We start from the raw sequence: 7,674 nt of genomic DNA on the forward strand, positions 1-7,674 counted from the left end.
TCGGGGGCCGCTGAGGCACCCGCTCCGGTTTCGCCAACGAGCTGAACGCTCGCCCCGCTGCCGTCCTGGCGAACGGCGATCAGGGGCACGCTCGGGCCGAGCTCCCCGCTCTCCGGGATCGTGACGGGCATCGGGGTCCCGGCGGAGGGCACGGCCCCGGCCGCGCTCGGGAAGGCGATCGACACCGGGTACCCGCTGGCTTCCTCGCCGGTCCCCTCGACATAGGCACCGATCGCCGTCACGGTGCTCTCGTAGGTCACGCCCCCAATCAGGACGCTCACCTCGCTTCCGATCTCCACGCGTTCCCGCTCCAGCAGCGAGGCGCGCACCGCGATGGACGCGTCGCTCGTGGCAAAGGTCACCAGCGGCGTGTCCTCGTCCAGCACCGTACCGACCCCGGCGACCCGCGTCACGGCGCTGGCCCCCGCCGGCAAGGGCAGCAGCCGCTGCCAGGTGAGCCCTGGCCTCCCGTCCTGGGCCAGCGGAGCCGGGTAGCCGTACTCGGCGAGCAGTCGGGTCGCCGCGTTCAGGCTGTCCTGGTCGAAGGTGTTGCCGTCGCTGATGCCCCAGTAGCCGAGCTCGCGGAGCACCTGCTTGATCGCGAGTGCGTCGGGCCCGACCGTGCCGACCACGAGGTCCCGATACAGCGCGGTCCCCGTGGGCACGGCGATCACCGGCAACCCGGACACCTCACCCAGCAGAGCGCCGGGGGCGGCCCGATCGTCGACGCTGAGGCTGCTCAGGGTGACGATGTTTCGTTGGATGGGGGCAGGGGCGGGTACGGTCGGCGTCGGGGCCGGGGAGGAGTCTGGACCTGGGCTTGGGGCCGGGTCTGGCTTCGCGGTCTGCGCCGGATCCGGGGCCGACCCCGTCGCCGTTTTCTCGGGGGCGGTGCCGGGGTTCGAGGCGGCGGGAACGGGTGCGGCACTCTCGAAGGCGGGCACCGTGACCGCCTGCGTCTGTGCGGCGGTGACTTCGCCGATCAGGGTCAGGGCCGGAACCTCCGGCCGCAGCTCGACCGCGACCATGACCGGGATGGGTTGTTCCGCGGCCTCCCGGGCCGCGTCATCCGGGCCGGATACCCAACGGCCCGCCAGAAACGCCCCGACCAGGAGCGCCAGGAGCACCCCGACGGTGCCGATGACCCAGCCGGGACGGGTCAAGACCGGCAGCGGCCGCGGATCCTCCGTCGGGGGGTCCGGCTCGCCGGAAACCTCAGCGAGCAGTGCCTCGACGGTTCCCGGAGCAGCACCGTCGTGATCGTCCGCTGCGCCGCTGCGGAGATCGGGGGCGGAACCGCCGTCATGATCTCTGATTCGGTCATCTTCGGCTCCGGCCCGCTTCCGGCGCTCCCCGCGCCCGGGCGGGGTCACCGCGCGTCCGCCGTCGCGGCAGCCTCGAGCAGGCGCGCCCGTTCCGCGGCAATCGGGGCGAGCCGAGCGGCGTTCTCTCGGATCACCTCGTCCTGCACGCTCCGCAGCCGGCTGACCAGCTCGTCGCGAACCCCGGTCTCCTCGCCGCACTCCGCCTGGGCAAGGTTTGCTTCGAAGACCGCGATCGTGTCGGGGGGCAGATCGGGGACGGGCAGTGGTTCATCGTCGTACACGGTCATCGTATAGCCGCGCTCGCCCAGGCACTCGGCCCAGGCGGCCACCGCGGGGGTGCGGTCCCCGATCTCAGCGTGGAAGCGGTCCCACGCCTGAGCGTCGAGCTCGGCGATGAGCGACTGCGGCTCGATCTCTCCCCCGTAGCTGACGCTGAGCGCCCGCCAGCCGCTCACCGGCGATTCGGCGCTCGTGCGGCACCCCTGGATCGTGTCGGCATCGGCCTGGTTTTCCGGCTTCCCGCGGGTGTAGTCGGGCTCGCTGAGCGGGGCGTGCTCGTTGCCCGAACGGGCTCGTTCCAGGGCAGCCCGCGCGGCCTCCGGGAGAAAGATGCCGACCAGGCTGGAGCGTTCCACCGGGGCGATCTGCGACCAATCCGGTGGCTCCTCGATCACGCCGGGCACCCCGGCCGCGATCAGGCACTCCTGTACCCCGGGCCACTCCGCGCGCAGCATGGCGAGGGCCTCTTCGCCCTCGAAGCCGTACGCGTCAAGCGGGAATGCCTCACCGGAATCAGCGGCCCCGGTCGGCCCAGCGGGGCCGGGTGCTGCCGATGGCGCGGATTCGCTCGGGGGCAGGGCGGGTTCGGCGGCAGCGCAGCCCGCGACGAGCAGCACGGGCCAGAGCCCGAGTGCGAGCCAGCGGGCGCGGCGACGCGGCGTTCGTTCCTGGGGAAAACGGGCGAGCGTCACGGTGCTCCTTCCGGTCGGTCGAAACGCGTACGTCTCTGGGCGGGACGGGCGGTTGGGGGCATTCGGCGGTGAAGGCATTCGGCGTGGGGCGTCGAGCGTTGGCGCTACCCGACGTCGGCGATGGCGCGATCGAGCTCCGCGAGTCGGTCGCTTCGGTCGGTGATTTCCTGCTCCAGGGTCGCCTCGTTCTCGTCGAGGTACGAAGCCTCGAGCCGCGCCTGGGTGTCAAATGAGACCCGGATCTGTCCGGTGTCGACCCGGCAGCGGGCCTCCGTGAGCGCGGTCCGCAGGATGCCCTCCTGGTCTGGTTCGGGGGGAATCACCTCCTGGTTCTCGTCCAGGGTCAGCCCCTGCTCACGCATGCAGGCAGCGGCCGCGTCGTTCGCGGCGCGGACCTCGGCCCGCTGCGTCGTCACGTACCAGGCCCGGTCCCGCAGTTGCGTTGCCAGCGACAGGTTCTCCGACTGTTCCTCGCGCTCGGTGCCCTCGTCAGCTGCCTCCCAGCAGGCGCGCTCCGCCTCGGACATCGTGTCGTGCGCGCTCCCGTCGTCGGCGACACCAGCCGCTGGGGCATTGGGGAGGTCGTAGCCGCGAACAGCGGCCCCCGACACGTCCCAGAACCCAAACTCCCGGAACAGGAAGACCTCGGCGAACTCCCGAGAGTCGCTGATGGCCGTTCGGGGAGGGAGCTGCTGGGCTGCGAAGCACGCGTTCAGCTTCGCGAAGCGCAACTGGTGCTCGCGCAGACGCATCTCGGCCACGCCCTCGGTGATGGCTCGGTCGAGGGGTAACCGGGCCTCAGCGCGCGCAAAATCGAGATCCGCGGTCACCGACTCATAGGCCGAGAGATCAGCCTCGATCTCAGATTCAGTGAGCTCCGCTGGATCGGTGTCCAGGACGCTCGGCGCGTCGGGGCGTGCGCATCCACCCACCCCCAGGGTGAGCGTGAGGAGAATCGCCAGGGTCGGTGGCAGGGCGCGGCGGGATCGGCGCGATCGGACGGTCATCGTGCGGGGCCTCTCAGGTCACGGACATGAACCTCAAGGACAGCTCGGGGTGAACGAGCGGGTGGCTGACGCGGATCAGTATAGGTCTCTTTCTCAACGAGACCCGCCTCCGCCCTCCTCGATCTGTTCTCCGGGGACGCACCGTCAAAAAAATCGGAAAGAGAGATGAGCTCACGGCACGGGAAACCCGGCGGCGGACACAGCGCCGCCCCGGGGTTCCGGAGAACCCGCGGGGCGGCGGTGAGGCTCGGGGCTCTGGCTACTTGGCCAGCACGACGCTGATGATCTTCGGCAGGCGCACGATGACCTTCGCGACCTGGCGGTCCCCGACCGAGCGCAGCACATCGGCGTTGGCGAGGGCCAGGGCCTCCGCGTCGGCCTCGGCGATGTCGGCGGGCAGGGCGAGCTTCGCGCGCACCTTCCCGTCCACCTGCACGACGACCGTGATCTCGTCCTCGACGAGGAGGGCCGGATCGGCCTCCGGCCACACCACGAGGGCGACCGTGGGCTCGTGCCCGAGAGCCGCCCACATGTCCTCCGCCGTGTAGGGCGCGAACAGGTCGAGGATCATCGCGATCGCCTCGGCGGACTCGCGCACGGCCGGGTCGGCCTTGCCCGCGCCCGAGTCGATCGCCTTGCGGGTCACGTTCACGAGCTCCATCAGGCGGGCGACGACGACGTTGAACTTGTAGCCCTCGATGAGCGTGGGCGCGTCGGCGAGCAGCCGGTGCGTGTGGCGGCGCAGCGCCACGTCACCCGTGGCGAAGTCGACCCCGGCGGGGCTCTCCACGTCCTGCGCGATGCGCCAGGCGCGGGCCAGGAACTTCGTGGAGCCCTGCACCGAGACGTCGGCCCAGTCGATGTCGTCCTCGGGCGGCCCGGCGAAGGCCAGGGTGACGCGGAGCGCGTCGGCCCCGTGCGCCTCCAGCTGCTCGGCGAACTCGACGAGGTTGCCCTTCGACTTGCTCATCTTCGCGCCGTCCTGGAGCACCATGCCCTGGTTCAGCATCTCGCGGAAGGGCTCGGTGAAGTCCAGGTAGCCGAGGTCGTGCAGCACCTTCGTGATGAAGCGCGAGTAGAGCAGGTGCAGGATGGCGTGCTCGACGCCGCCCACGTACTGGTCGACGGGGGCCCACTTCGCGGCCTCCTTCGGGTCGAAGGCCTGCGTGTCGTCGTTGGCGGACAGGAAGCGCAGGAAGTACCAGGAGCTGTCGACGAAGGTGTCCATCGTGTCCGGGTCGCGCTGCATCGTCTGGCCCGTCGCGGGGTCCGTGACCGTGGCCCACTCGGTGGCCGCGCCGAGCGGCGAGGCACCCTTCGGCTTCAGGTCCAGGCCCTCGCTCGGGGGCAGCACCACGGGGAGCTGGTCCTCCGTGAGCGGGTGCAGCGAGCCGTCCTCGGCGTGCAGGATCGGGATCGGCGTCCCCCAGTAGCGCTGGCGGGAGATCAGCCAGTCGCGCAGGCGGTAGGTCTTCGCGGCCCGGCCGGTGCCCTTGGCCTCCAGCAGCTCGATGGCCTTCGCGATGCCCGCGGTCTTGTCCAGGCCGTCGAGCTCGCCGGAGTTCACGAGGACGCCGTTGCCCGAGGTGGCGACGCCCGTCTCCGCGGGGTCACCAGGGGTCTCCTCGCCCTCGGCCACGACGGGCTCGAGCACGGGGCGGATGGGCAGGTCAAAGGCCCGGGCGAAGTCAAGGTCGCGCTGATCGTGCGCCGGCACGGCCATGACCGCGCCGTGGCCGTAGTCCGCGAGGACGTAGTCCGCGGCCCAGACGGGGATCCGCTCCCCCGTCATCGGGTTCAGCGCGTAGCGCTCCAGGAACACGCCGGTCTTCTCGCGGTCCGCGTTCTGGCGGTCGATCTCGGAGGACTTCTGGATCTCGGTCAGGTAGTCCTGGAACCGCATCCGCGCCTCGGGGCTCGCATCCACGACGAGCTCGGAGGCGAGGTCGGAGTCCGGGGCGACGACCATGAAGGTCGCGCCGAAGAGGGTGTCGGGACGGGTCGTGAACACGGTCACGGGCTCCGCGCGGCCCTCGATCACGAAGTCCACGTCGGCCCCGATCGAGCGGCCGATCCAGTTGCGCTGCATGTTCAGCACCTTGCTCGGCCAGAGGCCCTCAAGCTGGTCGAGGTCGTCGATGAGCCGGTCCGCGTAGTCCGTGATCTTGAAGTACCACTGCGTCAGCTTCTTCTTGACGACCACGGCGCCCGAGCGCTCGGAGGTGCCGTCGGCGAGCACCTGCTCGTTCGCGAGCACGGTCTGGTCCACCGGGTCCCAGTTCACCCAGCTCGCCTTGCGGTACGCGAGGCCCTTCTCGTACATCTTCAGGAACAGCCACTGGTTCCACTTGTAATACTCGGGGTCGCTCGTGTGCAGCACGCGCGACCAGTCGAAGGACGGCGCGTAGGCGCGGAAGCTGACCTTCTGCTGCTCGATGTTGCCGTAGGTCCACTCGCGGGGGTCGACGCCGCGCTTGATCGCCGCGTTCTCGGCGGGCAGGCCGAAGGAGTCCCAGCCGATCGGGTGCAGCACGTCGTAGCCGCGGCCGCGCCAGTAGCGGGCGAGGACGTCGCCGAAGCAGAAGGCCTCGGCGTGGCCCATGTGTAGGTCGCCCGAGGGGTACGGGAACATGTCCAGCACGTACTTGGTCGGGGCATCGGGGCCGAGCCCGCCGGCGGTGAAGGGCTGAAGCTTGTCCCAGAGCGGAAGCCACCGCTCCTGGATCGACTTGAAGTCGTACACCGATTCCTCGGGGGTCTGCTCGTTCACTCGCACCTCTCAGCGTTCTCCGGCTGCGTTTGCACCCAAGCCTCCAGAATAGCGCGCTTTTCCGGGGCGCTTTCCCCGATTTCGGCCCCGAGTACTCGGAGCAGGGCCGCCGCCTTCAGGTGCACCTCGGCCATCTCCTCCTCGGGCACAGAATCCGCGGTGATGCCGCCGCCCGCGCCCACTCGGGCGAGGCCGTCGCGGAGCACGATGCTGCGGATCACCATCGCCAGATCGGCGTCGCCGCCGTGGGAGAGGTACCCGAAGCACCCCGAGTACCCGCCGCGGTCCCCCTGTTCCAGCCCCGCGAGGATCTGCGCGGCGCTGCGCTTGGGGGCCCCGGTCATGGAGCCCGCCGGGAAGCAGGAGCGGAGCGCGTCCAGCGCGTCGAGGCCCGGGGCGAGCGCGCCGGTCACGGTGCTCGTGAGCTGGAAGACGTGCCGGTAGGGCTCGACCGCGAGGAAGCGCCCGACCCGGACGCTGCCCGGCGCGCACACCCGGCTCAGGTCGTTGCGCATGAGGTCAACGATCATCAGGTTCTCGGCGCGCTCCTTCTCGTTTGCGGCGAGCTCCGCCGCGAGGGCCGCGTCCCGGGCGGGGTCCGCCGAACGGGGCCGGGTGCCCTTGATCGGCACCGTGCTGACGCGGCCGTCGCCGGTCACCGCGAGGAAGCGCTCCGGGCTCGCGCTGAGAAGCGCCTCCGCCGCGTGCCCGGTTCCCGCGTTGCCGGTTCCCGCGGGACCGGGCTCTGGCGGCACCCAGATGAGCCCGCCGTGGTGCGCCGGGCTCACCTCGCGCAGCCGCAGGTAGAGCGCGAGCGGATCCGAGGCCGGGCCGCGGGGCGCGGGGCGCACCGCCTCGTTCGTGAGGCAGAGGACGTAGGCGTCGCCCGCCCGGATCCGCTCCTGGCAGGCGAGGATCCGGTCGCGGTAGGCGTCGTCCGTGTGCCGCCAGGCGGTCACGGTGCCGGGCGGCGGGGAGGGCGCACTCGGCTCGCTCGGCGCGGCCGGTGCCACCGGGGGTGCTGTGCGCAAGGCCGACGCGTGCGTCGCCAGCCAGCTGTCCCGGATCGCCTCGCTCTCGGCGAGGAGGGTGAGCGTCCCGCTCGCGTGGTCAAGTTCCACGGCGGCCGTCACGCGGAGGGCGAGCGCCCGCGGAGCGGCGGCGGGCAGGCCCAGCAGACTCAGGCCGAACTCGTAGTCGAGGTGCAGCGCCCAGCCCAGCCGGAACCGCGGCAGGGCCTCGCCGAAGGGCCCCGCCGGGGCTGGCTCCTCGTCGCCCGGGCGCAGCGCCGCGCGGAGCCGGTCCAAGAATTCCTCGGGGCCCACGCCGTCCCCGGTGCGCAGCACCGAGTCGGCCAGGGCGAGCACGCTCACGCCCTCCCGCGCGTCCGGGCCCGAGTCCAACCAGACGAGCGGACGGCCGGTGTCCGCGAGGCTCCGGGCGAGCACGGGGAGGGACAGTTCCGGGGGCAGCGCGTGTCGGAACGGGGCAATGGGCATCCCCCTAGCCTAGACTTTTGCGCACACGGCCACGACAGGGAGGGGCTGAGGTGGCGTATCTGCGCTTCGTTGACGGCGCGCTCGCGGTCGCGCCGGAGCCGC

4 protein-coding genes and 1 pseudogene are annotated in these 7,674 nt (G+C 71.4%); all 5 read right to left on the bottom strand.

The features are described from left to right. Positions 1-1,163, bottom strand: a pseudogene (locus OOT08_RS18695) (hypothetical protein); the annotation flags it as partial. Positions 1,164-1,369: 206 nt separating this feature from the next. Beyond that, positions 1,370-2,296, bottom strand: coding sequence for a hypothetical protein (locus tag OOT08_RS18700; RefSeq protein WP_325094407.1), 927 nt, complete (start codon positions 2,294-2,296; stop codon positions 1,370-1,372). A gap of 104 nt (positions 2,297-2,400) precedes the next feature. Continuing rightward, complete coding sequence (locus OOT08_RS18705; RefSeq protein WP_325094408.1) at positions 2,401-3,303, bottom strand: hypothetical protein; 903 nt, start codon at positions 3,301-3,303, stop codon at positions 2,401-2,403. 259 nt (positions 3,304-3,562) lie between these two features. After that, positions 3,563-6,073, bottom strand: a complete 2,511-nt coding sequence (leuS, locus tag OOT08_RS18710; RefSeq protein WP_325094410.1) for a leucine--tRNA ligase — start codon at positions 6,071-6,073, stop codon at positions 3,563-3,565. Continuing rightward, entirely contained in the window at positions 6,070-7,572 is a 1,503-nt protein-coding gene (locus OOT08_RS18715; RefSeq protein WP_325094411.1) for an anthranilate synthase component I family protein, read from the bottom strand. The genes leuS and OOT08_RS18715 overlap by 4 nt, the downstream gene beginning before the upstream one ends. Positions 7,573-7,674: the final 102 nt, after the last annotated feature.

Origin of the sequence: Leucobacter sp. M11, assembly GCF_035726885.1 — a bacterium.
In the GTDB taxonomy this organism is placed as follows: Bacteria; Actinomycetota; Actinomycetes; order Actinomycetales; family Microbacteriaceae; genus JAPFRB01.

Excerpts from the sequence above, each read along its gene's own strand:
- OOT08_RS18715 (WP_325094411.1), bottom strand. The coding sequence starts at position 7,572 with ATGCCCATTGCCCCGTTCCGACACGCGCTGCCCCCGGAACTGTCCCTC.
- OOT08_RS18705 (WP_325094408.1), bottom strand. The coding sequence starts at position 3,303 with ATGACCGTCCGATCGCGCCGATCCCGCCGCGCCCTGCCACCGACCCTG.